Here is a 23,211-nt window from a genome sequence, read left to right as displayed (position 1 = left end):
AATCAGCGATTTATTAAAATAATTATCAACTGAGAGTGAAAGATGGACCAGATAGCCGCCATGCGCACCTTCATCAAGGTGGTGGAGTGTCAGAGTTTTACCAAGGCCGCCAACCAGCTCGGCATCTCGGTCGCCATGACCTCCAAGCTGATGCAGCAGCTGGAGGAGTCCCTCTCCACCCGCTTGCTGTCGCGCACCACCCGTCAGGTCAACCCCACAGAGGCCGGCCAGTTCTACTACCAGCGCTCCCAAGCCCTGCTGGCGGAGCTCGAAGAGACCCACAGCCAGCTCACCCGCAACAACCAGCAGCCCCAGGGCACCCTCAAGCTGTCGGTGCCGATGGACTTTGGCTACCTGCACCTCTCCCCCGCCCTGCCGCTGTTTCGTGAACGCTTCCCGGATCTGAAGCTGGAGATAGAGTACAGCGACCGACGGGTGGCCCTGGTGGAAGAGGGGTTCGATCTGGCGCTGCGCATCGGCAACCTGCCGGACTCCTCCCTGGTGGCCAAGCCGCTGGCCATGATGAGGCTGGAGGTGTGTGCCAGCCCCACCTACCTGGCCCGCAAGGGCGCCCCCAAGACCCCGGAGGATCTCAAGCAGCACGACTGCCTCATCTACACCCTGACCCAGCCGGACTGGGTCTTCAAGCGGGATGGAGAGCAGCTGAGCGTGCGCCCGCAGGGGCCGCTTCGCGCCAACAACGGCGTGGCCCTGACCCGGGCCGCCTGCGATCATCAGGGCATCATATTGCAGCCCACCTTCATCGTCGGCGATGCGCTGCGCTCGGGGGAGCTGGTGTCACTGCTGCCGGAGTGGGAGAAGGGGCAGGTGGGGCTCTATGCCCTCTATCCGCACCGCCGTTTCGTCTCGGCCAAGGTGCGCTGCTTTATCGAGTTCGTGCAGGAGCGCTATCTCGCTCCCCACTACTGGGATCGGGAGGTCTAACCGGTGGCATTGGTTCGATGATGGAAGCGGCCTCGCCTCCCATGGCGGGAAGCGAGGCTGATGTTCAGGAGTGGGTCTCGGGGGACGCTGTATGGTCGGCGGGCAGCGGCAGCTCGGCCACCAGCAGTTGATCGGTCTGCACCAGTTGCCAGCGCGGCAGGCGGCGGCGCAAGGTGGCGAGCTGCTCCTCGCTCAAGGCATAGGGCAGAGCGATGTGCAGGCAGTGGCAATCGAGCATGCCGGCCAGCTGCAACATCAGGATGAGATTGGCCTCATCCGTCTTGTGCTTGTTGATGCGCTTGCCCAGCTCCTGGCGAAAGTGGGTCTCGGGATCCTGGGTCATCGCCTGCCAGCCATAACCGAACAGCGGCATGAAGGCGCTGACGATGCCAAGGGCGGTGAGCGGCCGCTTGGGCGGGTGGTAGAGGGCGTTGAGATCCAGCAGTATGGGCGTTAGATGCAGCTCACGACTGCCGGATAAAATGTTATTACTCATTGGATAACCCTGTTGATTCCACTAGACTGCGCCGCATATTTGACCTGACATGCCAACGAGGTGCTGATGCTAAGCGATATCGAGATCTCCCGCCAGTCCCCCCGCCTTCCCATCCATGCGCTGGCCGAGCGCTTGTGCATACCGGCTCGGCTACTCAGCCCTCACGGTCACTACAAGGGCAAGCTCAGCCTGGATCTGCTCAGGCTACCCGCTGGCAAGGCAGGCAAGCTGGTGCTGGTAAGCGCCATCACACCGACGCCCCTCGGCGAGGGCAAGACGGTCACCACCCTGGGTCTCTCCATGGGGCTCAATCACATAGGCCAGCCCAGCATGGCCACCATACGCCAGCCGAGCCTGGGCCCGGTATTCGGGGTCAAGGGGGGCGCGGCCGGTGGCGGCCATGCCCAGGTGGTGCCGATGGAGGAGATGAACCTGCACCTGACCGGGGATTTTCACGCCCTCACCGCCGCCCACAATCTGGCGGCCGCCGCGCTGGATGCCCGCCTGTTCCACGAGACCCGGCTCGGCGCCGAGTTCACCGCCAGGACGGGGCTGGCACGGCTCGATATCGACCCCGCCAACATCCTCTGGCCGCGTACCCTGGACATGAATGACCGCGCCCTGCGCCACCTCACGATTGGGCAGGGGGGCGCCGCCGATGGCGTTGAACGCCAGGATCGCTTCGTCATCACAGCCGCCTCCGAGCTGATGGCCATACTGGCGCTGGCGAGCGATCTGAACGACTTGCGCGAGCGCATCGGCCGCATCCAGCTGGCCCTCGATAGCCAGGGCCAGCCCATCACAGCCGAGCAGCTGGAAGTCGCGGGCGCCATGACGGTGCTGCTCAAAGACGCGCTGCAGCCGACCCTGATGCAGACCACGGAGCAGACCCCGGTACTGGTGCACGCAGGCCCGTTTGCCAACATAGCCCACGGCAACTCCTCGGTGATCGCCGATCGCATGGCGCTGCAACTGACCGACTATGTGGTGACAGAGGCGGGTTTTGGCTCCGATATGGGGCTGGAGAAGTTCTTCAACATCAAGCACCGCCAGTCCGGCATAGCGCCGGCCTGCGTGGTGCTGGTGGCCACGGTGCGCGGCCTCAAGGCCAACAGCGGCCTGCTCGATATCCGTCCCGGTCAGCCGCTGCCCGAGAGCCTGCTGGGGGAAGACTTGCCCACCCTCGAGAAAGGCTGCGCCAACCTCGCCTGGCATATCAACAATGCCCGTCGTTATGGCGTGCCCGTGGTGGTGGCGGTCAACCGCTTCCCCACCGACAGCCAGGCCGAGCTGGATCTGCTGATGCGCGAGGCGCGCCAAGCCGGCGCCTGTGGCACGGCCATCTCCAGCGCCTTCACTCAAGGGGGCGCGGGTGCCAGTGAGCTGGCCCGTGCTGTGGTCGCCGCCTGCGAGATGCCAAGCCAGATCCAGCTGCTCTATCCCGACGAGATGAGCCTGTGTGCCAAGCTCGCCACCCTGGTGGAGTGCGGCTATGGCGGGCGTGGTGTCCTGCTCTCTGACAAGGCACGCCGCCAGCTGGCGGCGCTCTCGGCCGCAGGCTGGGATCACCTGCCCATCTGCGTGGCCAAGACGCCGCTCTCCATCAGCCATGACCCCGCCCTCAAGGGAGTACCGACCGATTTCGAGGTGCCCATCGACGAGGTGAAGCTGTGCGCCGGTGCCGGCTTCGTCTATGCGCTGGCGGGCCCCATCATGACAATGCCGGGGCTCGGCAGCCTGCCGGCCTATCGCCATATCGACATCGATGATAACGGCGAGATCGTCGGACTGAGCTGATGGTTGATGGTTGATAGTTAGTGGCAGTGGCAGCAGTTGCAGGCCAAGCCACCGCCTCGACAGCCAGCCATCGATTAACGCCGTATCGATATCGACGGGGACGGCAAGCTAGTCGGACTGAGCCGACAGCCTCCACGCTCAAGATCGTCGGAAACAACAAGGCCCCACCAATTGGCGGGGCCTTGTTGTTAGTAGCCATACAACTCGCCGGCCTGCCCCTAGAGGGTGAAGCGCTGGGTCATATGATGCAGCGAGGTCGCCAGCTTGCTCAGCTCGACGCAGGCCTGGGCGGTCTGCTGCGCCCCCTGGGCGTTCTCGTCCGCGGCATTGTGGATGTTGACTATGCTGCGGTTGAGCTCCTCGGTCACCGCATTCTGCTCCTCGGTCGCGGTGGCGATCAGGGTGTTCATGTCGGTGATCTGGGTGACGGCCCCATTGATGGTATCTATGCTGCTGCCCGCATCCCGCGCCAGCCCGACGCTCTCCTGCATCTGCTGACGGCTCAGCTGCATGGCGCTGCCCGCCTCGGCGGCGCGGCTCTGCAGCAGCTCTATCATCTTGCTGATCTCGGCGGTCGAGTCCTGAGTCCGCTGGGCCAGGGAGCGCACCTCATCCGCCACCACGGCGAAACCGCGTCCCTGCTCGCCGGCACGGGCGGCCTCGATGGCGGCGTTGAGCGCCAGCAGATTGGTCTGACCGGCGATGTCGCGGATCACATCCAGCACCATGCTGATGTTGGCGCTGTCGGTCTCCAGCTGCTGCACCACGGCGCCCGCCTGTTCAATCTTGACCGACACATCTTCGATGCTGCTGATGGCGCTGCGCACCACCTGGTTGCCCTGGGACGAGGTGCGGGAGGCATCCTTGGCGGCACTCATGGCATCCGTGGTATTGCGGGCCACTTCATTGACCGTGGACTGCATCTCGTTCATGGCAGTGGCCACCTGGGAGACCTCGCTCTGCTGGCGGGCCATGCCGGTGGCGGACTGTTCGGAGATGGCACTCACCTCCTCCACGGCGCTGCTGAGCTGGCTCACCGAGCCGGCAATTTCACTCACCAGATCCGCGAGCGCGCCCTGCATGCGATCGATGGCGGCGCCGAGCTGACCCAGCTCGTCACGCTTGAAGCGACTGCCGCGGATCCACTCCTGCAGTTCACCCTTGCCAAGATCACCGCTCGCGATGCGCTGCGCCTGACGGGCCAGCATCACCAGGGGATCGCGGATCTGGCGGGTCAGCACGGTGGAGAGCACGGCCGCCAACCCCAGTCCCAGCAGCAGGGAAATGATGATGCTCAGCTTGGCGCTGTCAAACGCCCCCACTACCTGGGCGCGGGAGTTGGCGGCATAGCCGTGATTGATGCGAATGAGCTCGGCCACCGACTTGGACAGGGTGGTGTACAGCGTGACCCCCTCCGCCATGAAGATGCGCTGGGCCTCCGCCATCTGGCCGTTGTCCTGCATCTGTTTGATGCGCTGGTGCAGGGCGACGTACTTGCTCCAGTCCGCCTTGACGATGTCGAAGGCACGTCGCTCTTCCAGATCCTCCGCCCAGATGGTGGCATCGTGGGCCGCTACCTGGCGATCTGCTTCGCGCAGGCTCTGCTCGCTGGCATCGCGGTAATGGGCTTTCTGCTGGGGGTCGTCCGCCACTAGGAACACATCCAGCTCATAGCGGCGCAGGGCATTGATGGTCTCACCCAGGGTGCTGGTGCGAACGACGGCAGGCAGGATGCTGTCGGTGAAGCCGGTAGCGGCCCGGTTCATGTTGCCAAACTGCAGCAGCGAGAAGCCGCCGATAAAGGCCATCATCAGGCCGAGCACAGCAAAGCCTGCGGTGAGTTTCTTACCTATGGTCATGGTGTTCATGGCATGTCCTGCAATGGGTGAGCGAGTGGTATTCGTCTGTGCTGTGCCTTCCCGGCACGGATCAGGATACCTGCCATCCATAGCAGTTCATCGAGCCGCCTACATCCTGATGACAGGGATGAGGCGAGTTCCAGGGGTAGCCGTGGCCTGTCCCCTGAAGCGCCCTTGCCCTGAAAGGGCAATGGCCAGGGCAGCGTTAGACCGGCATGGTGAGCTGTATCGGCCCATTCGCGCATGGCTTTAGCACTTTTCTGACGAAAGTGTCGGGCACAGCAAAAGGGGATAGAAGACAACAGGGGCATGTCGATGCGACATGCCCCTGTCTGCTAGCCTTTCAGGCCGCCCAGAAACTCGGCACGGGTGTCGGGCTGGGTCTTGAACACGCCACCGAGAGAGGTGGTGGTGGTATAGGAGGTGGAGTCCATCACGCCGCGCGCCTTCACGCAGAAGTGGGTCGCCTTGATGCTGATGGCCACATCCTTGGTGCCGAGCAGGCTCTGCAACGCCAGCAGGATCTGCTGGGTGAGCCGCTCCTGCACCTGGGGACGACGGGCGAAGAACTGCACTATGCGGTTGATTTTCGACAGCCCGATCACCTTGCCACGGGGGATGTAGGCCACGTGGGCCAGCCCGTCGATAGTGACGAAGTGGTGTTCACAGGTGCTGGTGAGACTGATGTCCCGCACCATGATCATCTCGTCCACCTTCATCTTGTTCTCGATTACGGTCACCTTGGGGAAGGTACTGTAATCGAGGCCGGAGAAGATCTCGTTCACGTACATCTTGGCGATGCGGTGCGGCGTCTCCGCCAGGCTGTCATCGGTCAGATCCAGCCCCAGCGTCTCCATGATGGCGCGCATGTGGCCTTCGATCTTCTCCCTTTTCTGCTGACCATCCAGTGCATTGGCCACCAGAGGTGTCTCGAGGCCCTCGGCCTCGAGGGCTGCCCTGACCAACAGGGCTTCCTGGCTTAAGCTCGTCATCTTGTTCCTCTCCCACGCTCAGGGACTGTGATGGCCGCCTTGTCTGTGACGGCGCTTTGTTGTGGCGCAATAGTAAACGGCGATTATTGCCATAATTCAAGCTAACTCAAGTCCGTCTCCTGACTTTATGCCAATCCGTCGACTTTTACCCCTTGATGGCCCCCCCATACGGGGAGGATTGCAACAAACAATCCCTCTTCCGCCACCCCTGTGCCTGGCAGCCTGGTGTCGGCTCCTGATAAGCCTGCCCATCCACCCTGATTTTTGGGATAATCCGCCCTCAACCACACCAAAGAGGTAATGACGATGGGATTTGATACCAGCGGACTACTCCCCCTGAGCTATGCCCTGCAAGGGATGCTGGACCAACTCGCCTGCTGCTGCGACACCGAGCAAGTGCCCCTGCCCCAGGCCCTCGGCCGGGTGCTCGCGGCAGATATCGCCTCCCCCTTGTCAGTGCCTCCGTTCGACAACGCCGCCATGGACGGTTACGCCGTGCGGCTGGCCGATCTCGCTGCCGGCACCCCGCTCATCATGGCGGGCAAGGCCTTCGCCGGTCAGCCCTATCAGGGAGAGTGGCCCGCCGGTCACTGCGTGCGGATCATGACGGGCGCGCCCGTGCCAAAGGGCACGGATGCTGTGGTGATGCAGGAGGAAACCCAGGCCGACGGTGACAAGATCACTTTTCTGGTGCCGCCCGCCTTGGGCCAGAATATCCGCCGTCGCGGCGAGGATATCCGCGAGGGCGCCAGCGTGCTCTGCGCCGGTACCCGGCTCACCCCCCGTGAACTGCCGCTGCTGGCCTCCTTGGGCATAGCCACCGTCAGCGTGCGCCGCCCGCTGCGAGTGGCCATCTTCAGCACAGGCGATGAACTCAAGCCCGTCGGCACCCCGCTCGCCCATGGCGACATCTATGACTCCAACCGCTACGGGGTCAAGGCCATGCTGGCGCGCATGGGCTGTGAGTGCCTCGACCTTGGCATCATACCGGACGATCCCGCGCAGCTGCGCGCCGCCTTCCTGCAGGCCGACCGCGAGGCCGATGCCCTGATCACCACGGGGGGCGTCTCGGTCGGTGAGGCAGACTTCACCAAGCAATTGCTCGAGGAACTCGGCGAGATCGGCTTCTGGAAGCTGGCCATCAAGCCGGGCAAGCCATTCGCCTTCGGCCGCCTGCCCAACGCCTGGTTCTTCGGTCTGCCGGGCAACCCGGTTTCCGCCATGGTCACCTTCGATCAGCTGGTGCAACCTGCGCTGGCCAAGCTGGCCGGGCAGCAGTTCGAGCGCCCGCTGCAACTGCAGGCCGTCGCCAGTGAGCCTCTGAAAAAAGCGCCGGGTCGGCTCGACTTCCAGCGTGGCATCCTGAGCCAGGGGCCAGACGGCCTCGAGGTGCGCAGCACAGGCTCCCAGGATTCCGCCGTGTTCAGCTCACTGTCGCGGGCCAACTGCTACATAGTGCTTGAACGTGAGCGGGGCAAGGTGGCGGCGGGTGAAGCCGTCACCGTCGAACCGTTCGGGGGCTTGCTGCTGTGAGCGACATTCTCTCGGACGCCGAGCTCCTTCGCTACAACCGCCAGATCATCCTCAAATCCTTCGACTTCGAGGGGCAGGAGGCGCTCAAGCAGGCCAGCGTGCTGGTGATAGGTGCAGGGGGCCTGGGCTGCGCCGCCAGCCAGTATCTGGCGGTGGCCGGGGTCGGCCAGCTCACCCTGGTGGATTTTGACAAGGTGGAGCTATCCAATCTGCAACGCCAGGTACTGCACACAGATGAGCGCATCGGCCACTACAAGGTGGACTCCGCCGCCCAGTCCCTGCGCGCGCTCAACCCCTGGCTCAAGGTGGAGACTCACGCCTCTGTTGCCGACGAGGCGCTGCTCGATGCCCTGCTACCCAGCCATCAGCTGGTGCTCGACTGTACCGACAACCTGACCATCCGCAATCTGCTCAACCAATACGCGCGCAAGCACAGGGTACCGCTGGTCAGCGGCGCCGCCATCCGGCTGGAGGGGCAGCTGTGCAGCTTCACCTGGCAGGAGGGTGAGCCCTGCTACGCCTGCCTCAGCGCCCTGTTTGGCGAGCAGGCTCTTACCTGCGTCGAGGCGGGTGTGCTCGCCCCCGTGGTAGGGCTGGTGGGCAGCCTGCAGGCGCTGGAGGCGATAAAATTGCTGGCGGGCACGGGGCGCAGCTACAGCGGCCGCCTCTTGATGATCGATGGCCTCACAGGCACCTTCCGCGAGATGAAGCTGCCCAAACGCCCCGACTGCCCTGTCTGTTCGCCCCCTTAAATGATCCTCGTCACCAATAACTCGCAGCCAATAAAAAAGCCGACCCCACAGGGTCGGCTTTTTGCATCGTGCATACGACGGGTAATCAGCCTGCGCAGTAAACGCGAGCCTCACGCGGGGTATAAACACCGAAGGTAACCGCACCCAACAAGCCATTGAGGAAGGTGTGCTGCGCTTCGACACGAACCACTTTATCGGCACCATTACAAACGGCGGCCGCATCTATGGTTTTGCTCTGACCCAGACCGGAAATGAAGAAATGATGGGTCACTTCCTTCGTGGGTTTCACTGCATTACCGGAATGCACTGTGAACCCCTGCTGCGCACAACCAGCCATCATCATTGCAACGGCCGCAGTCAATACCATTTTTTTCATTTTATTATCCCTGACAACTTTATTATTTCCGGCTATGCCGGAGCCACACAAAGAAACATTATCTTTTATTATCAATGGCATAAATAAATAACATTCCAAGATGCGCGCACATTACCAAAATCTTGAGATGGCAACAAGGCTTTGTATGAGACTTTATATCACGTGGCAGAAAATCAAAGATTGCAATAAACCCGAGCAGTTCTCGGGGTATAAAGTCCCAGCGTCAATGCCGCCATCGCACCATCCAGTGGCGTCTGCTGCACTTCCACCCGTACCACTTTTGCCGGGTCGCCATGACAGGCCAAAGAGGCGTTGACCGTTTCACTCTGACCAATGCCTGCCAGTACAAAATCATGGCTAACTTCCCGGGTCGGTTGCCCCGGGTTGCCCGCATGCACGAAGAAGGTCTGCTGGGCGCAACCCGATAGCAGCAAGGCGCACCATGCCATCCATACTACATGTTTCATCTGTTTGATCCTGACGATAACGGCATCTTGATCGAGGCGGAGTACTTAGAAAATGCCCTTGGCCTTGACCTTCTTCATGTTGGCAACCTGGCTCGAGAGATCCTCGATCAGGGGTTCTGCCTCACCCACCGTCGTAACCTGACGGCCAGGTGCGCTGGCCAGGCGCTGGATCAGTCGATGCTGCTCGCGAATGAGCCTGGATTGCTCTTCAAGCTGACGGGAGAGCTGCTGGATACTACTCTTGAGCGGCGCCAGATCCTGCTCAACCGCCGCTGACGGCAGTTTGCCCGCGATCGCCTCGGCCAGCTGATCATGGTCGAGAGGGGCCGGCAACCCCTGCCTCAACTCATCCCACAACTCGGTAGGCTGCTGCTCGCCCAAGCGGCTCACAATCTCATCCACCAGATTGTCCTGAGCGGGGGTGGAAGATTGCTGACCAAGGCGATGGACGATCTCATCTACCAACGAGGCGTTATCTCCCGGTCCCAACTGGGGAAGCAACCGTGCCACTATCTGATCGATCATGACGTCGGCGGCGGGTGGTGCAGCCGAGCTCCCCTCTCCCAAGTTGAAACCACAACTGGCAAAGGCGTGACGCAATGTGGTCAGGCTCACCTGTTCCGGCCCCAGTGCATTGGCAATAGCCTTGCACAGATTGGGCGCCAGCACATACATGAACATGCCGGAAAGGTAGATATCCTTATGAAAACGGCTCTTGGAGAAGTCAAACTCCTCTGCGCCATCCTGGATTTTGCGGGCCCGTTGATACCAGTTTTGCAACACCCCGACAGCATAGCGATCAGACTCCAGCGCACCCGGATCCATGTAGATGGAGAAGGTCATGCGCTTGAGTTGACTACTCATCGCCAACCTCGGCCATCACGGCAGCCTCGCGATAGACTTCGTCTTCTTCCGTGGTGTAGAGGCAAATCTCGCGAGCCAGCGCAGATTGAGCATCATCCAGCAGCTCGACTCTGTCTCCCAGGGTCGGATAGGCCGCCTTGATCGCCTCATAAATCAGGGAAGCACCGCCCCCGACCAGATAGACCCGGTTCGGGTTCTTGGCAAACTTCTTCGCCTCATGAGCAACCTGGGTACCCAGCTCGTCGATCTTGTTCTGCATCTTCTCGAGGATCTTGGGGATCTGGCTCTCGTCATTGACCACATCACGCACGAAGCTCATGTCGTGGCGGCGTTTGATGAACTCGTTGGCCACCAGATAGCTGGAGTCACTGTCTGCCGCAGCCAGCGCTTTGCGGGTGGCATCGGTCACCATGGAGACACCGATCTCGTTGTTGCCATACACATCGGAAACGTCATCAAACTGACCGACTATGATGCCCATATCCAGTGTGGTGCCACCACAGTCGATCACCAGCGTCTTGGTGAACTCATTGCAACCTGAGCCGATCAGACGGGAGAGCGCCGCAGGCAGGCTCTCCGGCATGACTTCCACGCTGACGATATTGAACAGCTCTCCTTTGTTGAGGGAGATGGCGCGCATCAGGTTGCGACGCTTCTTCTCGATTTTTTCTTCGTTGCGCTGGCAATCGTCCGGGTTGTAGAACTCGGTAATGGGCAATGTCACGGTAATCGCCACATCACAGGGGATGACACCGGTCTGTAGCAAGGCGTGGTGAACGGACAACAGATTGAGATCGTCGTACTGGTATTCCACATGGGTGGTTGCCAATGACTTGTCCGACGTAGCGTCGTAGGTGTACTTGGTATTGCCTATCTCGTAGTTGTAGATCTTCTTGTCCTTACGCAATGCGGCGCTCTTCCAATCCTTGCGAAAGGAGTTGGGAGAGATGATGGTCTTGAGCACCTTGTTCTCAATCCAGCTCACCTTGACATTGGTTGAACCATCATCGATGGCCATTTTAATTACTTCAGACATGAGGAAATACCTGTTAGTAGAGCAAAATGGGTCCGATTGCCTTGCCTTATGCCATTGGCAAGGCAATCGGACCAACACATACACGGGTTAAAGGGCGACAAGTTTAATGAGTTTCTAAAATCCGGTGAAGCAAATGATTAAACCCCGAGGGATCTTCTGCCGGCCAGGCGTGGTGGCCGTTGGGGGTGTGGATGGTGGCGTTGGGCAGGGAGGCGAACTGCTCCACCCGCTTGGCGAGCGGCAGATAGTCGTGGCTGGTGGAGATGATGGCCACCGGCTGCCAGATGGCGCCGAGCCGGGCGCGCACCGACCAGCCGGGCAAGGCGTCGAGCAGCGCCCGATAGGTCTTCTTTTTGTTGCTACGCACGAAGCGCAGCCGGAAGGTGTGGCGCACCTGGGCGAGATCCGGGCCGGGGAAGAGCTCGCGCCCCAGCCACCAGGCAAGCGGACGCATGCCGAACCAGCGCAGCCACTTGAGGCGCTGGGCGTAACGCTCCTGCTCCTTCGGCGTCTCCAGCAGAAACTCGCTAACACCGTTGACCAGCACCAGACCTCGTACCTTGTGAGGAAGTTGCAGGGCCAGCTCCAGTGCCACCATGGCCCCCAGAGAGAGACCCACGACCCAGGCGGGCTCTGGTTGCTCGTCGAGCCAGCGCACCACGTCGGCAGCCAGAGTGACCACGTCGAACGGTCCCTCCTGCATGCTCTGACCATGGCCGCGCAGGTCGAGCGCCACCACCCGATAGTGTTCGGAGAAGCGCTCTATCTGTGCCTGCCAGTCGAGACTGGATGAGCCCAGCCCGTGCAGCAGCAACAGCAAGGGGCCCTCCCCCGCACTGCGCAGGGCAAGACCGTTGGATTTCATCACCTGATTGCGACGCATCAGCTCATTGCCTCTCGACTCATCGCCTGAACCATGCCTTGTTTATCCCGATAGTCATCCGCCAGCGTGCGGCCATCCCCAGCACCCACCGGGCATGCCGCACCATAATGTACCAGAACGACGCCGACTCAGCCTTCGCTGACCAGACTGACCGCCTTGATATAGGCGTATATCTGCTGCTCCGGCACCAGCGCCAGCCGGGTGGCGGAACGGCTGGTGATCCGAGCCAGCAGTATCTGCTCCCCCAGCGCCAACTGCAACAGAGTCTGGCCGGGGCGCACCTCGCGTACCGCCAGCAAGCGAGTGACGAGGCAGTTGGAGAGGCTGGAGTGCTCTATGGGGGCGGTGGCGATCACCACGTCCCGCCCCGCCACCTTGATCTGCAAGGGGCCGCGCTCGTCCGGCACATGATTCATGGTGACCCGCAGGCGCTGCTCGCCGAGCTGCAGGGTCGCCATCTGCTCGTCGTCATCGTAGTGGGCCAGGGTGGCATCCAGCATCACACCGGCATCGTCGCGACTGGCGAGCGAGAGATCGGTGCGGGCGAAGATCTCGCTCGGCCGCCCCTGCGCCTCCACCCAGCCACCCTCCAGCAACACCAGCTGATCACACAAGAGGCTCACCTCCTCCATGGCGTGGCTGACGAAGATCATGGGGATGCCGCTCTCCTGCTGCAACCCCTTGAGCACGTGGGCCTGATGGATGCGGCTACGCCGATCCAGCGCCGAAAAGGGTTCATCCAGCAGCAGCAGATCAGGCTCCGCCAGCAGGGCCCGCCCCAGTGCCACCCGCTGGCGCTGGCCGCCGGAGAGACCATGAGCCGGCTGCGCCAGCAACTCGGCAAAGCCGAGTCGCGCCGCCAGCGCCTCTGGCTGCCAGCGCCCTCGCCCCTTGCGGGCCGCCAGCTGCAGATTGCCCAGCACGCTCAGATGGGGGAAGAGCCGCGAATCCTGAAACACCAGTCCGATGCGACGCGCTTCGGGCAGCAGATCGGCCAGTTCACGCCCTCGCCACCACAGGCGATCGCCGCTCTGGCGATCCAGCCCGGCCATGATGCGCAACAGTGTGCTCTTGCCGCAGCCGGAGGGGCCGAACAGGCCGAGAATACCCCCCGGCTCGAGGGTCAGTTCACAGTCGAGGGTAAAGGCGCCAAACTCGCGCCTGGCATTAAGTTGCAAGGACTGGCGGTGCAGGGCGTGGCCCTGCGGAATATTGGCTGGCGGGTTCATCCGAACAGCCTCCGTTGCCGGCGCTGCAATACGCCATAGACCAGCACCAGCATCACCAGCGAGAAGCCCATCAGGCCGCCCGCCAGAATATGGGCGTTTTGGTAATCCATCGCCTCCACATGATCAAACAGGGCAATGGAGAGCACCTGGGTCTCCCCCGGGATGTTGCCGCCGATCATCAGCACAACGCCAAACTCCCCCAGGGTGTGGGCAAAGCCGAGCGCCGCCGCCATCACGAAGCTGGGCAGCGTCATCGGCAAAATGATGTGAAAGAAGCGCTCCAGCGGCCCGAGCCCCAGGGTGGCAGCGGCTTCCAGCTCCTTGTTGCCCATGTTGACGAAGGCGGAGGTGAGCGGCTGCACCACGAAGGGGAGCGAGTAGAGGATGGAGGCCAGCAGCAGACCGAGAAAGCTGAAGGCAAGCGGTGCACCGAAGGTGTCACGCCACCAGGCACCTAGGCCGTATGAGGGTGAGAAGGCGAGCAGCAGATAGAAACCGAGTACCGTGGGGGGCAGCACCAGAGGCAGGGCCACCAGCGCCTCCACCAAGGGCCGCAGCTTGTTCTGGCTGCGGGACAGCCACCAGGCCAGCGGCGGCGACAGCAGCAATAGGATGCCGGTAGTGCTGGCCGCCAGCTTCAGGGTGAGCCAGATGGCCTGCAGATCCCCTTCACTCATCGAACTCACTCCCAACGCCAAGTTCAGCACCAGACACCGCGAATGAGCAGATCCCCCGATAGACCTGATCCTGAGTCAGGCAGGTCATCGCCAGCAGATCCCTTTTATTCATCGCCAAGCTCCCGGTTGGGATCAGCCAACGACATGGTGTGCATCCTCATGACAAAGCGTGATCGACCCCAAGGCCGACCACTCATGGTTGCGCATCAGGCTCATGCCCTTATTGGGGCAGGGCATAGCCTGCAGCCTTGATCTGCGCCTGACCCGGTCCCTTGAGCCAGGCGACCAGCGCCTCGACGGCGGCGCCCTTCTTCAGCACCAGCCCCTGCTGTTCGATGGCCGGATACAGCGTGTTCGGCACAGCCCAGGCTTCGCCTGTTTTGCCCGCCTCCACCAGGTTGGCCCAGGCGACGAAGCCCAGCTCGGCGTTGCCGCTATCGACGAACTGCCAGGTCTGGCCTATGTTGGCGCCGGTCAGCAGACGGTACTGTTTGGGATCGATCTTGAGGCTCTCCAGGGTCGCCATGGCGGCGGCACCATAGGGAGCGGTACGGGCATTGGCGATGGCGAGGTTGCCTTTCCAGCTGCGCAGGCTCGCCTCGTCGGGGGCCGGACCGCCCTTCTTCCACAAGCCCAGCTGGCCGATGGCATAGGTGAAACGATCGCTGCCCTTGCCCTCTTTCTCCAGCTTCTCGGGGGTGGCCACATCGGCGGAGAGGAAGAGGTCGAACGGCGCGCCGTGACTGATCTGGGTGTAGAGCACACCGGTGGCGGCAGAGCTGATGATGACGCTGTGGCCGGTCTTGGCGGTGAACTCCTTGCCGATGCGCTCTATGGTGCCCTTGAAGTTGGCGGCCACGGCCACCTTCACCTCGTCGGCTTGTACGGCAATGGGGTTCAGCGCAGCGGCACAGACACCTGCAATGACAACAGATAACAACGGTTTCATTCCCTTCCTCCTGATGTGGGCCTGGTCTCACCAGGCCCGAAAACAGGGGCAAGGTTCCCGTTGAACCTGAGCCCCTACGATGAACAGGTCAAATCTTCCAGCGGGCGGCGGCAGCGCTGTCGCTCTCCTTGGCCTCGACCCAGCGTTGAATCCCCTCGGCGGTCAGCTCTTTTTTCCAGAACGGTGCCCGGGTTTTCAGAAAATCCATGATGAAGTGACAGGCATCAAACGCGGCATCGCGGTGGGCACTGCTCACCGCCACCAGCACTATCTGATCGCCGAGCAGCAACTCGCCGATGCGGTGAATGAGGGTGCACTCCTGCAGCGACCAGCGGCGGCGTGCCTCCTGCACTATGTCGGCCAGCGCCTTCTCGGTCATGCCGGGATAGTGCTCGAGGGCCAGCCCCTTCACCTCCTCCCCCTGATTGAAGTCGCGCACCTTGCCGACGAAGGTGACGATGGCGCCACTGTCGGCGCGGGTGGCGAGACGGGCATACTCATCGGCCAGTGAGAAGTCTTCCCGCTGCACCAGGATGCGATCTACGGGCGTCGTGGTTGCTTGAGACATGGCTCAGCCTCCGGTCGTTACTGAAGGGAGAGGGAAGAAGGCCACTTCGTCGCCACCGCACAGCTCAGCGGTGCGATCCACTGTCGTTATCTCGCTCATCCTCAGCCTCCGGTCACGGGGGGGAAGAAGGCCACTTCATCACCATCATTGATGGGGGTATCGAGGGGCACCAGGGTCTGGTTGACCGCCACCAGCAGCTTGCCCGCCTCCAGCGCCAGTGCCCACTTGTCACCGCGCTCACACAGGGCCGCCTGCAGTTGCTCGGCGGTAGCATAGTCGCAGGGCAGGCTCAATTCGTCACAGGCCACCAGCTCTCTTACTTGCGCAAAAAACAGTACCTTGATCATGCCTGCTCTCCTACATTCGCGCCCAGCTGAAAGTGGCCGGACTTGCCGCCCTTTTTCTCCACCAGTCGTACCTGTTCGATCACCATATCCTTTTGCACCGCCTTGCACATGTCGTAAATGGTCAGCGCCGACACCGAGGCCGCGGTCAGCGCCTCCATCTCCACCCCTGTCTTGCCGGAGAGCTTGCAGAGGGTGCGAATATGGACCCTATTGTGCGCCGGCAGAGGTTCTATCTCTACCTCCACCCGGGTAAGGGCCAGGGGGTGGCAGAGGGGGATGAGATCCGCCGTTTTCTTGGCCGCCATGATGCCGGCGATGCGGGCGGTGGCGAACACGTCCCCCTTGTGGTGCTGACCGCTCAGGATCAGCGCCAGGGTTTCCGGTGCCATGGCGACGAAAGCCTCGGCGCGGGCCTCACGTTCGGTGACCTGCTTGTCGGTCACGTCCACCATGTGGGCTTCGCCGCTTTGGTTGAGATGGGTCAGGTTCATCAGGTTCCCCTTGAAGGCTGAAAGAGTGCTGGGATCCCTGGCTCATAGCTCAGAGATGGGTCACGAAGTTGCAGGGCTGGGTGCGGGCATCGAGCTGATCCCGGATGAGCTGCTCCCAGCCCAGCTGGCAGGCGCCGGGAGAACCTGGCAGACAGCAGACCAGGGTGCGGTTGGCGAGCCCGGCCAGGGCACGGCTCTGCATGGCAGAGCCTTCGATCTCGGCAAACGAGAGCTGACGGAACAGCTCGCCAAAGCCCTTGACGGTGCGGTCGAACAAGACGCCGACCGCCTCCGGCACCCAGTTCTGATCGGTGAAACCCGTGCCGCCATTGATCAGCACCACCTGGATGTCCTCATCGGCGATCCACTGGCTGACCCGGGAGCGAACTTGATAGAGGTTGTCGGCGAGCAGAGCCCGATCGGCCAGCTGGTGACCGGCGTCGGTCACGGCCGAGACCAGATAGTCGCCCGAGCTGTCATTGGCGCTGGTACGACTGTCGGAGACCGTCAACACGGCGATCTTGAGGGGAATGAATGCGGTCATGTTCTGTCCCATGGGCAGCTCCTGATAACAAAGGGCCGTGAGCAAAGAGAAGAAGAGAGTAGCCAGGATCCTGGTGTGCAGCGCTTGATCCGGGAGGGATCCATACCTGCGCAGGCATGACCCTTACCACATGATCACTCGCTGCGACTCACGGCGGCCCGATTCTACCAAAACTCGTGCCAGAGGGGGGATTTAAAGGGCACACAAATGCCGTTTTGGCGCGGTTGGCTGCAATATGAACAGGCCGGGCAAGCCCGGCCTGGATCTGGCTGTCTTAGAAGCCCTTCACCCCTGTCATGTCAGGCAGCTGGTGAGCTATGCCCTTGTGACAGTCGATGCAAGTGCTCTCGCCACTGGCCAGACTGGTGGAGTGCATCTGGGCCCCACGCTTGCCTTGCAGGGAGAAGTCCATGTACTCGAAGTTGTGGCAGTTGCGACACTCCCTCGAATCCGTGTCCTTCATGCGCTTCCACTCCCGCTCGGCCATCTCGCGGCGGTGGCTCTCGAACTTCTCGCGGGTATCCACCTTGCCGGTCAGCATGCCCCACAGCTCCTTGGACGCCTGCACCTTGCGAATGATCTTGTAGGTCCATTCGTGGGGCACGTGGCAATCCGGGCAGCTGGCGCGCACGCCGGAACGGTTGGCGTAGTGGATGGTGTCGCGGTACTCCACGAACACGTTGTCCTTCATCTCGTGACAACCGGTACAAAACTTCTCGGTGTTGGAGGCTTCCATGGCGGTGTTGAAACCGCCCCAGAAGATGACCCCGCCAAAGAAGCCCATCATCAGCAACACCCAGAGGGCGGCCTTGGAGGGAGACTTGAAGGTGGTCCACAGTCGTTGCACAAAACCAGGTAATTTCATCTATGGGTTCCTCAGTTCAGCGCTTCAACCGGTTTAAACGTATTTTCCACCAGCGGCTTGGCATCCGTTTGTGGCACGTGGCACTGCAGGCAGAAGTAGCGACGGGGCGAGACCTCCCCTAAGGTCATGCCGTCACGGGTCTCGAAGTGAGTCGGGCTAATCTTGGGGGCCTTCATCTTGCTGGCATTCTTGAAGCTGTGACAGGCCAGGCACTTGTTGACCTTGTTGTCCACTTCATAGTTGCGGGTGTCGTGGGGGATCAGCGGTGGCTGATGCATGTACTGGCGATCGTAGAGGTCGCCATCCTTGCGAAAGTTCTTCATGGGGGCGGCTTCGGCCTCGGTCCCGAGATCCGTGGTGCCCCGTTCAGACTTGATGCCACCGGTCTCCGTCGTGATTTCGGGATTCTGTGCTGCCATCAAGGACCCCGCCACCAGGCAGGCCAGCATTGCTCCAATCAGCTTTTTCATTATCTGTTCTCCGACGTTTTATCAGCCTTGACGGCAAAACCTACAGTGATTTCAAAAACTTGCTCCGCGCAGACATCAATGCAACGGCCGCAGTTGGTACACTCTTGAGCCACAATCAAGGGCCCGTGACCACGCTTGGCACCGTGAACGGGGCCGCGCAGAATGGGGCGCTCGGGGCAGACCGCATAACAATCCATGCAGTTGCTGCACCGCTCACGCCCCCTGGCAGAAATCTTGATGAACCCGACCCGGTTGACCAGGGCATAGAAGGCCCCCACAGGGCAGAGATGACCACACCAGCCCCGCTCCACCACAAACAGGTCGAACAGGAAGAGCACCGCCAGCAAGGCCCACCCAGTCCCCATGCCAAACAGCAGACCGCGCAGGGCGAGCGAGACCGGATTGACCAGCTCCCACACCAGCACGCCCGCGATGGCCGGGGCCACCAGCACCATGGCCAGCAGCCAGTAACGCGTATTGCGGTTGAACTGACCGCTGCCCTTGAGGCCAAGCCGGGCCCTGACCCAGGCGGCGGCATCCGTGATGAGGTTGACCGGACAGACCCAGGAGCAGAACACCCGCCCCCCGACCAGCCAGTACCCCAGCAGCACCAGGGCCGCCCCCAGCCAGAGGGTGGTGATGGGCCAATGGCCCGCCGCCACCGACTGCAGCAGGGTGAGGGGATCCGTGAGCGGGACCGTCTCCAGCAAGAGTGAGCTGGAGAGGTTGCCCTTGAGGATCCAGACGCCCGCCAGCGGCCCCAGCAGAAACAGCCCCAGCACGCAGCACTGGGTCAGTCGCCGCAGCAGCAGGAAGCGATGTGACCGCCACCAGCCGAGCCGCGCACGAGCCTCGGCCCCCGGATAACGACTCATAGCCCCTCCGGTTTGCGGGTAGGCAGGCTGAGCCGCTCACCGATGAGCGACTTGCCCGCCTTGCGCTTCTCTTCCCAGCCGAGCCGGTAGTGATGGCCCAACTCCCCCTTGGCGAGCTGACGGGGTACCACCTTGATGGCAGACTCCTCCAGCACACAGGCGTGCTCGCACTTGCCGCAGCCGGTACAGATGTCGCTGTGCACTGTGGGCAGAAACATGGCGTGCTTGCCGGTGCGCTGATTGTGCTGCAGCTCCAGAGTGATCGCCTTGTCAATCAAGGGGCAGACCCGGTAGCAGACATCGCAGCGCAGCCCCAGATAATTGAGGCAGGTCTCGTGATCGATGAGCACTGCCACCCCCATCCGAGCCTGATCGATGTCGGTCATCCCCTGATCCAGCGCCCCGCTCGGGCAGGCCACCACGCAGGGGATGTCGTCACACATCTCGCACGGCACGGCCCGCGCATCAAAATAGGGGGTGCCGGTGGTCACGGGTTCAAACAGCCGGGCAAGCTTGAGAGTGTCGTAGGGGCAGGCCTCGACGCAGAGCCCGCAGCGCACGCAGGCGCTGAGGAACTCGGCCTCGTCGAGGGCGGCTGGCGGGCGCAGCGCCTGGGCAGGCACGGCTTGCACCTGCTGGCGCGCCATGCCGCCGAGCCCCACACCAAGCAGGCCCACACCGCAGGCCCCCTTGGCCATGTCGGCCAGAAACTGGCGCCGACTACGACTCATCTCGCGCTCCCCCGCCTTATGCCTTGACGACCTTGACGGCGCACTTCTTGTAATCCGTCTCTTTGGAGAGCGGATCCGTCGCGTCCAGGGTCAGCTTGTTGACCAGCTGGCTCGCGTCGAAGAAGGGCATGAACACCAGGCCTTTGGGCGGACGGTTGCGGCCGCGGGTCTCGACCCGGGTCTTCACCTCGCCACGACGGGAGGAGACGATCACCTCTTCGCCACGACGCACGCCACGGGCCTTGGCATCTTCCGGGTGCATGAAGAGCACCGCATCCGGGAAGGCGCGATAGAGCTCGGGCACGCGACGGGTCATGGTGCCTGTGTGCCAGTGTTCCAGCACGCGGCCGGTAGAGAGCCACATGTCATACTCTTTATCCGGCGCCTCGGCGGCCGGCTCGTAGGGCAGCGCGAAGATCACCGCCTTGCCATCGGGCTTGCCGTAGAAACGCACCCCCTCGCCCGCCTTCACATAGGGGTCGAACCCTTCACGGTAGCGCCACAGGGTCTCCTTGCCATCCACCACTGGCCAGCGCAGACCGCGCGCCTCGTGATACTGATCGAAGGGGGCCAGATCGTGACCATGACCGCGGCCGAAGCTGGCGTACTCTTCGAACAGCCCCTTCTGGACGTAGAAACCGAAGTGTTCAGCCTCGTCGTTGAGCACACCCTTGCTCTGCTCTTTCGGGAACTGATCGACCTGACCGTTCTTGTAGAGCACCTCATACAGGGTCTTGCCCTTCACTTCCGGCATCTTGGCGATAAGCTCGGCCGGCCACACCTCTTCCACCGTGAAGCGCTTGGCGAACTCCATCAGCTGCCACAAGTCGGACTTGGCCCCTTCCGGCGGCTTGACCTGCTGGTGCCAGAACTGGGTGCGGCGCTCGGCGTTGCCATAGGCCCCCTCTTTCTCCACCCACATGGCGGTGGGCAGGATGAGATCCGCAGCCTGGGCGGTCACGGTCGGGTAAGGGTCGGACACCACGATGAAGTTGGCCGGGTTGCGGTAACCGGGCAGCCCCTCCTCGTTCATGTTCGGGCCGGCCTGCATGTTGTTGTTGCACATCACCCAATAGGCGTTGAGCTTGCCGTCTTTGAGCATGCGGCTCTGAAGCACGGCGTGATAACCCACCTTGTCCGGGATGGTGCCTTCCGGCAGCTTCCAGATCTTCTCGGCGATGGCGCGGTGCTTGGGCTCGGTCACCACCATGTCGGCGGGCAGACGATGAGCGAAGGTGCCCACTTCCCGGGCGGTGCCACAGGCGGACGGTTGGCCGGTCAGGGAGAAGGGACCGCTGCCCGGGGTGGAGATCTTGCCGGTCAGCAGGTGAATGTTGTAGCAGAGGTTGTTGGCCCAGACGCCACGAGTGTGCTGGTTGAAACCCATGGTCCAGTAAGAGACCACCTTCTTGCTCGGATCGGCATAGAGCTGCGCCAGTTTTTCCAGCTTGTCCTTGGAGACGCCGGAGAGCTTGGAAACCGAATCCACGTCGTAATCTGCCACGAATTTCGCGAAGTCATCGAAGCTCATGGGGGTGGAGTCGCCGCTGTCCGGGTTCTTCGCCTGCTGCTGCAGCGGGTTGGTCGGACGCAGGCCGTAGCCGATGTCGGTGACGCCCAGGCGGAACTGGGTGTGCTTGTTGACGAACTCCCAGTTCACCTTGTCGTTCTGGATGATGTAGTTGGCGACGTAGTTCAGGATCGCCAAGTCAGTCTGCGGCGTGAACACCATGCCGTTGTCGGCGAGCTCGAAGCTGCGATGCTCGAAGGTGGAGAGCACATGCACCTGCACGTCCGGATTGGAGAGGCGGCGATCGGACATCCGTGACCAGAGGATGGGGTGCATCTCGGCCATGTTGGAGCCCCACAACACGAAGGCATCGGCCTGCTCTATGTCGTCGTAGCAGCCCATGGGTTCATCCATGCCGAAGGTGCGCATGAAACCGACCACGGCCGAGGCCATGCAGTGACGGGCGTTGGGATCTAGGTTGTTGGAGCGGAAACCGGCCTTCATCAACTTGGAGGCGGCGTAGCCTTCCCACACTGTCCACTGGCCGGAGCCGAACATGCCGACGGCGGTCGGGCCCTTCTCTTTGAGGGTGGCCTTGAACTTCTCGGCCATGATGTCGAACGCCTGATCCCAGCTGATGGGGGCGAAGTCACCGTTTTTGTCGAACTTGCCGTTGGTCATGCGCAGCATCGGCTGGGTCAGCCGGTCCTGGCCGTACATGATCTTCGACAGGAAGTAACCCTTGATGCAGTTGAGGCCACGGTTGACCGGGGCATCGGGATCGCCTTGGGTCGCAACGACGCGGCCACCCTGAGAGCCCACCAGCACGGAGCAACCGGTACCGCAGAAACGGCACGGCGCCTTGTCCCAGGTGATGGCGGTCTTGTCGGTACTGGTGATCAGGTTCGCCGCCAGGGTGGGGGCACTGACACCGGCCACGGCGGCGGCTGCCGCCACCGCATTGGCCTTCATAAAGTCGCGTCGACTCAGCTTCATGGCATATCCTCACATTGCTTAATCACATCAATGACAGCCATAGTGACGAGCCGCGCTGGCTCAGCTTCATGGCGCTTTATTGCTTTTATCGGGCATCGCGAACCTCGCGGCCCCGCCCTCACGGCGTTTCTATTCCTTGCATTCGACATCGAGCTCATCGAACTGATGGTAGATCAGGGCGGCGGACAACACGCCCGGCATGGCATTTATCGCATCTATGGCATCCATGATGGGGCGCTGGCTTGGCCCTTCCAGGGTCACCACCAGCTTGCCGATCTCACTGACGGCGTGGACCTCGGCCCCCTCAAGGGATGCTATCTGTTCTGCGAGCTGGTGACGCAGGGAGGGCTGGGTCAGCACCACCAGGCTCGATACATGGAACTCTTGGTTCATTGTGGCTCCTGCTTCACACACATCCTGACTCATGTTGGATCCTCGGATTTGGGTGCGCCGACCCGGATGCTGCCCACCGGACAGTCCATCACGCAGGCGCCACAGCCGGTACACGAGGCGGCATCTATGCTGGGGGTCGGTACCCGGCCCAGCACGGGAGAAAAGCGGATCGCGCGGGTTTCGCAGCTATCCTGGCAACGCTGGCAGAAGACCTGGGTACTGGCCAGACAGCTGGCTTCAATATGGGCTATGTATCGCCAGGGCGCCTCCGTCATGGGACGAAATACCGGCGCCTTGCAGGCCGTGACACAATCACCGCAGAAGGTGCACTCGCCACGCAGGAAATCCACCGCAGGATAACCACCGTCACCCTTGATAAGGATCTGCTCCGGGCAGGCCGCCAGGCAATCGCCACAGCGGGTGCAATCGGCCACGAACTCGGGCCAGGAGACTGACCAGGGCAACTGAACCTGAGGGTCGCTCGATGTCAGGCGACCTCGAAACAGACCACGACGCGACAGGTTGACCCCATCCGGCATATCGACTCCTTTCTGGTGGTTGATAGC

General features: G+C 62.0%; 26 protein-coding genes. 4 read left to right on the top strand and 22 right to left on the bottom strand.

Annotated elements, in window-relative coordinates:
• Nucleotides 1–42 precede the first annotated feature (42 nt).
• On the top strand, nucleotides 43–945 hold the full coding sequence (locus AACW87_RS07650; RefSeq protein WP_043557177.1) for a LysR family transcriptional regulator: 903 nt from the start codon (nucleotides 43–45) through the stop codon (nucleotides 943–945).
• A 64-nt stretch (nucleotides 946–1,009) separates the two neighbouring features.
• On the opposite strand, the gene AACW87_RS07645 is transcribed toward AACW87_RS07650, so the two are convergent.
• A complete protein-coding gene (locus AACW87_RS07645) occupies nucleotides 1,010–1,441 on the bottom strand; it encodes a hypothetical protein (protein WP_241324634.1) in 432 nt (143 codons plus the stop codon).
• A 66-nt stretch (nucleotides 1,442–1,507) separates the two neighbouring features.
• Here AACW87_RS07645 and AACW87_RS07640 point away from each other — a divergent pair, with 66 nt between their 5' ends.
• Nucleotides 1,508–3,238 carry a formate--tetrahydrofolate ligase gene (locus AACW87_RS07640; RefSeq protein ID WP_241324633.1) on the top strand — a complete coding sequence of 577 codons (1,731 nt, stop codon included), beginning with the start codon at nucleotides 1,508–1,510 and terminating at the stop codon, nucleotides 3,236–3,238.
• 218 nt (nucleotides 3,239–3,456) lie between these two features.
• On the opposite strand, the gene AACW87_RS07635 is transcribed toward AACW87_RS07640, so the two are convergent.
• On the bottom strand, nucleotides 3,457–5,106 hold the full coding sequence (locus AACW87_RS07635; protein WP_098984463.1) for a methyl-accepting chemotaxis protein: 1,650 nt from the start codon (nucleotides 5,104–5,106) through the stop codon (nucleotides 3,457–3,459).
• A 326-nt stretch (nucleotides 5,107–5,432) separates the two neighbouring features.
• Nucleotides 5,433–6,089, bottom strand: coding sequence for a GTP cyclohydrolase I FolE (gene folE / locus AACW87_RS07630; RefSeq protein ID WP_241324632.1), 657 nt, complete (start codon nucleotides 6,087–6,089; stop codon nucleotides 5,433–5,435).
• Between the two features lie 306 nt (nucleotides 6,090–6,395).
• Here folE and moeA point away from each other — a divergent pair, with 306 nt between their 5' ends.
• Nucleotides 6,396–7,622 (top strand): molybdopterin molybdotransferase MoeA, encoded by a 1,227-nt coding sequence (moeA, locus tag AACW87_RS07625; protein ID WP_277606743.1) that lies wholly within the window; start codon nucleotides 6,396–6,398, stop codon nucleotides 7,620–7,622.
• Nucleotides 7,619–8,374: a molybdopterin-synthase adenylyltransferase MoeB gene (moeB, locus tag AACW87_RS07620; RefSeq protein ID WP_241324630.1), complete on the top strand. Its 756-nt coding sequence runs from the start codon at nucleotides 7,619–7,621 to the stop codon at nucleotides 8,372–8,374. Before moeA ends, moeB begins: the two co-directional genes overlap by 4 nt.
• A gap of 85 nt (nucleotides 8,375–8,459) precedes the next feature.
• Here moeB and AACW87_RS07615 read toward each other — a convergent pair whose 3' ends face one another.
• The 19 genes from AACW87_RS07615 to napF all read right to left on the bottom strand — a co-directional run bounded on the left by AACW87_RS07615 (nucleotide 8,460) and on the right by napF (nucleotide 23,184).
• A complete protein-coding gene (locus AACW87_RS07615) occupies nucleotides 8,460–8,750 on the bottom strand; it encodes a Bor family protein (RefSeq protein WP_017410450.1) in 291 nt (96 codons plus the stop codon).
• A 173-nt stretch (nucleotides 8,751–8,923) separates the two neighbouring features.
• Entirely contained in the window at nucleotides 8,924–9,217 is a 294-nt protein-coding gene (locus AACW87_RS07610) for a Bor family protein (protein ID WP_241324629.1), read from the bottom strand.
• Nucleotides 9,218–9,262: 45 nt separating this feature from the next.
• The gene (locus AACW87_RS07605; RefSeq protein WP_241324628.1) at nucleotides 9,263–10,081 is read right to left on the bottom strand and encodes a hypothetical protein; all 819 of its coding nucleotides are present in this window, start codon (nucleotides 10,079–10,081) and stop codon (nucleotides 9,263–9,265) included.
• Nucleotides 10,074–11,117, bottom strand: coding sequence for a plasmid segregation protein ParM domain-containing protein (gene parM, locus AACW87_RS07600; RefSeq protein WP_241324627.1), 1,044 nt, complete (start codon nucleotides 11,115–11,117; stop codon nucleotides 10,074–10,076). The genes AACW87_RS07605 and parM overlap by 8 nt, the downstream gene beginning before the upstream one ends.
• 103 nt (nucleotides 11,118–11,220) lie before the next feature.
• Complete coding sequence (locus tag AACW87_RS07595; RefSeq protein WP_181003641.1) at nucleotides 11,221–12,000, bottom strand: alpha/beta fold hydrolase; 780 nt, start codon at nucleotides 11,998–12,000, stop codon at nucleotides 11,221–11,223.
• 128 nt (nucleotides 12,001–12,128) lie between these two features.
• A complete protein-coding gene (gene modC, locus AACW87_RS07590) occupies nucleotides 12,129–13,229 on the bottom strand; it encodes a molybdenum ABC transporter ATP-binding protein (RefSeq protein ID WP_241324626.1) in 1,101 nt (366 codons plus the stop codon).
• Entirely contained in the window at nucleotides 13,226–13,906 is a 681-nt protein-coding gene (gene modB / locus AACW87_RS07585) for a molybdate ABC transporter permease subunit (protein WP_043138440.1), read from the bottom strand. Before modB ends, modC begins: the two co-directional genes overlap by 4 nt.
• A 220-nt stretch (nucleotides 13,907–14,126) precedes the next feature.
• On the bottom strand, nucleotides 14,127–14,855 hold the full coding sequence (gene modA, locus AACW87_RS07580; protein WP_241324625.1) for a molybdate ABC transporter substrate-binding protein: 729 nt from the start codon (nucleotides 14,853–14,855) through the stop codon (nucleotides 14,127–14,129).
• A gap of 88 nt (nucleotides 14,856–14,943) precedes the next feature.
• Nucleotides 14,944–15,423 (bottom strand): molybdopterin synthase catalytic subunit MoaE, encoded by a 480-nt coding sequence (gene moaE / locus AACW87_RS07575; RefSeq protein ID WP_098984468.1) that lies wholly within the window; start codon nucleotides 15,421–15,423, stop codon nucleotides 14,944–14,946.
• A gap of 101 nt (nucleotides 15,424–15,524) precedes the next feature.
• On the bottom strand, nucleotides 15,525–15,770 hold the full coding sequence (gene moaD, locus AACW87_RS07570) for a molybdopterin synthase sulfur carrier subunit (RefSeq protein ID WP_241324624.1): 246 nt from the start codon (nucleotides 15,768–15,770) through the stop codon (nucleotides 15,525–15,527).
• A complete protein-coding gene (gene moaC, locus AACW87_RS07565; RefSeq protein ID WP_241324623.1) occupies nucleotides 15,767–16,261 on the bottom strand; it encodes a cyclic pyranopterin monophosphate synthase MoaC in 495 nt (164 codons plus the stop codon). Before moaC ends, moaD begins: the two co-directional genes overlap by 4 nt.
• A 49-nt stretch (nucleotides 16,262–16,310) precedes the next feature.
• The gene (gene moaB, locus AACW87_RS07560; protein WP_241324622.1) at nucleotides 16,311–16,817 is read right to left on the bottom strand and encodes a molybdenum cofactor biosynthesis protein B; all 507 of its coding nucleotides are present in this window, start codon (nucleotides 16,815–16,817) and stop codon (nucleotides 16,311–16,313) included.
• Nucleotides 16,818–17,079: 262 nt separating this feature from the next.
• Nucleotides 17,080–17,670 carry a cytochrome c3 family protein gene (locus AACW87_RS07555; protein WP_043138459.1) on the bottom strand — a complete coding sequence of 197 codons (591 nt, stop codon included), beginning with the start codon at nucleotides 17,668–17,670 and terminating at the stop codon, nucleotides 17,080–17,082.
• Between the two features lie 11 nt (nucleotides 17,671–17,681).
• On the bottom strand, nucleotides 17,682–18,140 hold the full coding sequence (locus AACW87_RS07550) for a nitrate reductase cytochrome c-type subunit (protein ID WP_043138461.1): 459 nt from the start codon (nucleotides 18,138–18,140) through the stop codon (nucleotides 17,682–17,684).
• Nucleotides 18,140–19,015 carry a quinol dehydrogenase ferredoxin subunit NapH gene (gene napH / locus AACW87_RS07545; protein WP_241324621.1) on the bottom strand — a complete coding sequence of 292 codons (876 nt, stop codon included), beginning with the start codon at nucleotides 19,013–19,015 and terminating at the stop codon, nucleotides 18,140–18,142. The genes AACW87_RS07550 and napH overlap by 1 nt, the downstream gene beginning before the upstream one ends.
• On the bottom strand, nucleotides 19,012–19,746 hold the full coding sequence (napG, locus tag AACW87_RS07540) for a ferredoxin-type protein NapG (protein ID WP_241324620.1): 735 nt from the start codon (nucleotides 19,744–19,746) through the stop codon (nucleotides 19,012–19,014). Before napG ends, napH begins: the two co-directional genes overlap by 4 nt.
• Nucleotides 19,747–19,762: 16 nt before the next feature.
• Nucleotides 19,763–22,252: a nitrate reductase catalytic subunit NapA gene (gene napA / locus AACW87_RS07535; RefSeq protein ID WP_241324619.1), complete on the bottom strand. Its 2,490-nt coding sequence runs from the start codon at nucleotides 22,250–22,252 to the stop codon at nucleotides 19,763–19,765.
• A gap of 129 nt (nucleotides 22,253–22,381) precedes the next feature.
• Nucleotides 22,382–22,645, bottom strand: coding sequence for a chaperone NapD (locus AACW87_RS07530; RefSeq protein ID WP_043138469.1), 264 nt, complete (start codon nucleotides 22,643–22,645; stop codon nucleotides 22,382–22,384).
• A 29-nt stretch (nucleotides 22,646–22,674) separates the two neighbouring features.
• Complete coding sequence (gene napF / locus AACW87_RS07525; RefSeq protein WP_043557196.1) at nucleotides 22,675–23,184, bottom strand: ferredoxin-type protein NapF; 510 nt, start codon at nucleotides 23,182–23,184, stop codon at nucleotides 22,675–22,677.
• Between the last annotated feature and the right edge of the window lie 27 nt (nucleotides 23,185–23,211).

Origin of the sequence: Aeromonas sp. MR7 (assembly GCF_963899385.1) — a bacterium.
Lineage (GTDB): Bacteria > Pseudomonadota > Gammaproteobacteria > Enterobacterales > Aeromonadaceae > Aeromonas > Aeromonas bestiarum.
The sequence above is the reverse complement of the archived record's forward strand: the minus strand, read 5'-3'. Positions and strand labels throughout refer to the sequence as shown.